This window comes from Caballeronia sordidicola (genome assembly GCF_002220365.1).
GTDB classification, from domain to species: Bacteria; Pseudomonadota; Gammaproteobacteria; order Burkholderiales; family Burkholderiaceae; genus Caballeronia; species Caballeronia sordidicola_C.
This window is the reverse complement of record NZ_MTHB01000089.1, coordinates 1-3,015: the sequence shown is the minus strand read 5'-3', so window position 1 is coordinate 3,015 and position 3,015 is coordinate 1. Positions and strand designations below refer to the sequence as shown.

1 protein-coding gene and 1 pseudogene are annotated in these 3,015 nt (G+C 58.4%); both read left to right on the top strand.

Going from position 1 to position 3,015, the window contains the following annotated elements; all coding sequences use genetic code 11:
* Positions 1-837, top strand: a pseudogene (locus tag BSU04_RS13720) (glucose-6-phosphate dehydrogenase); the annotation flags it as partial.
* Between the two features lie 88 nt (positions 838-925).
* Positions 926-3,015, top strand: a 2,090-nt coding sequence (locus BSU04_RS13715) for a copper-transporting P-type ATPase (protein WP_089161108.1), incomplete at its 3' end; no start/stop codon positions are given.

Below are 3,015 nucleotides of genomic sequence, written 5' to 3'. Positions count from 1 at the left end.
GAACCGGTATGGAATCGTCATTATGTGGCGAGCGTTCAGGTCACAATGGCTGAATCATTCGGCGTACAAGGCCGTGGGGGAATGTACGAAGGCGTCGGGGCGATTCGGGATGTCGTGCAGAATCATTTGCTGCAAGTTGTTTCGTTACTGGCGACTGACGCTCCGGCCGACGGTCATCCCGATGCAATGCGCGATGCGAAACTGCGCGTATTCGAGGCGATGCAGCCAATCTCTGTGGACGAGACCGTGCGAGGACAGTTCAGTGGATACCGGGATGAGCCGGGCGTCGCCCCAGATTCCCAGGTTGAGACCTTTGTTGCGTTGCGTCTGCATATCGAGAATGAACGGTGGGCAGGTGTGCCGTTCTATATCCGGGCCGGCAAACAATTGCCGGTGACCGGTAACGAGATCATGGTGAAACTTAAATCGCCGTCGCACGCAGTCTTCGATACCGCGACATCCGGCCAATCAAACTACTTCCGCTTCCGGATCAGCCCGGATGTGCTGATCTCCGTGGGCGCACGCGTCAAGGTACCTGGCGAGGTCATGGCAGGCGAAACGGTGGAACTCGTCGCACATCGTCATCCCGGCGATGAAATGGCGCCATACGAACGCTTGTTTGGCGACGCGATTCTGGGTGACGCTTCGCTATTCGCGCGCTATGACAGCATTGAGGCTGCCTGGCGCACCGTTGCGCCCATTCTTGGGAACACCGTCCCAATCAGGTACTACGAATCATCGAGCTGGGGCCCGGAAGAAAGCGAACAGCTTATCTCGCGTGATGGCGGCTGGCATGCCCCGGTGGTGGGGGATGCGAACGAGGGCAATGCCGGATGATGTGGCTTTTCACACTGGCAACGGCGATTCCATAGCGATGCGCCGGGCAGCGTGCGCGAATCGCAGGTATAGCTATCGGATGTGAATCATGAAGTATGTCGTCCCATCAGTATCCGCGACGTCCGCGTATGCGCCAAAGCCTGCAGCGGTGTACACCTGCGCCATGCATCCCCAGGTAAGGCTGCCGAATCCAGGCGCATGCCCGATCTGCGGCATGGCCCTGGAGTTGGTTACGCCTGTGGTGACCGATCAGCCTTCGACCGAGCTTAGGGATATGACTCGCCGCTTCTGGATGGCGGTGGTATTTTCCGGGCCCCTGCTGTGGCTGACCATGGGACATGACGTAGGGCTCCCAGACCCGAACGCAGTCATCGATCACATAGCGCAAGCGTTCAAATTTCCGCATCTCCTGTCCGTCTCGTGGTCGCAATGCCTGCAGGCGTTACTCGCGACGCCGGTCGTTCTGTGGGCAGGTTGGCCGTTTCTCGCGCGGGGAGGGAGATCGTTCGTGACCTGGCAACTGAACATGTTTAGCCTTGTCGCCATAGGGGTTGGAACAGCGTATTTCTTCAGTCTCTATGTCTTGTTCTTCCCTGCCAGCGTTCCCGGGGCATTTCGGCACAGGGGTGAACTGCCCTCATATTTCGAAGCTTCATCCGTCATAGTGGCGCTTATCTTGCTTGGGCAGGTGCTCGAACTTCGGGCGCGGTCGAGAACCACTAGCGCCATAAAGGACTTGTTGAAGCTGGCGCCGCAAACGGCAGTCAGATTGCGTGTCGACGGTATTGAAGAAGTCGTTGCGCTCGAGAAGGTGATTGCCGGCGATACGCTGCGCGTCAAACCGGGCTCAAAAATTCCGGTTGACGGCGTGGTCACAGACGGGGAATCAAGCGTCGACGAATCCATGATCACCGGGGAACCGATTCCCGTCGAAAAGGTAGCCGGCAGCAAGGTCACAGGAGCCACGGTGAATCAGACAGGGTCGTTTCTGATGAAGGCGGAGAAGGTCGGGTCAGAGACCCTGCTCGCGAGGATCGTTCAATTGGTCTCGGAGGCCGGGCGCTCTCGCGCACCAATCCAGAAGCTTGCTGACGAGGTTTCAGGATGGTTCGTCTCAGCGGTGCTGGCGATCGCCCTCGTCTCATTCGCGGTGTGGGCGATTTTCGGACCCCATCCCGCGCTGGGAAACGCGCTCATCGTGGCCATCAGCGTGCTCATTATCGCGTGTCCCTGCGCACTTGGGTTGGCAACGCCTGTATCGATTATCGTGGGTGTCGGACGCGGAGCAAAACAGGGTGTTCTTATCAAAGATGCGGAGGCGCTGGAGTTGATGGAAAAGGTGGATACCCTGTTGGTCGATAAAACCGGGACACTAACGGAAGGAAAGCCGCGGGTGCGAGTGGTCGCCGCGCTTGACGGATTCACCGAAACTGTCGTGCTCGCCTATTCAGGTGGCCTGGAGGGCCAGAGCGAACATCCGTTGGCGCAAGCTATCGTCAGCGAGGCACGCGAGCGCAATGTCACTCTTCCATCCGTGTCTGCCTTCAATTCCGTGACTGGCAAAGGGATAAGCGGCACCATTGACGGCCATGTTGTCTTGCTTGGCAACGCCCGACTGATGGAAGATGCGGAAGTTGACTACTCTGCCTCCAAAGTGGACGTGGACGGGCTGCGTACAGACGCACAAACGGTCATGTACCTGTCTGTCGACGGGAAGCTGGCTGGCTATCTCGGCGTGTCTGACCCGATTAAGGCCACGACGCACGAGGCTGTCAAGCTGCTTAGAAAGTCCGGAATCAGGATAATCATGCTGACGGGCGACAATCCGGTCACGGCCAACGCTGTTGCGAAGGCACTGGCTCTGGACGGTGTGAAAGCGGGGGTGCTTCCGCAAGACAAGCATAAGTATGTGCAAGAGCTGCAGCAGCAAGGACATGTCGTCGCGATGGCTGGAGACGGCGTCAACGATGCGCCGGCCCTGGCGCAAGCCAACGTCGGCATAGCGATGGGAACAGGTACGGATGTGGCGATGAATAGCGCGCGCATCGTCCTTGTCAAAGGCGACTTGAGGGGCATCGCGACCGCAAGGCAACTGAGCGTCGCGACTATGAAGAACATCCGGCAAAACCTGTTCTTTGCTTTCGCTTACAACCTGGTGGGGATTCCCGTCGCGGCAGG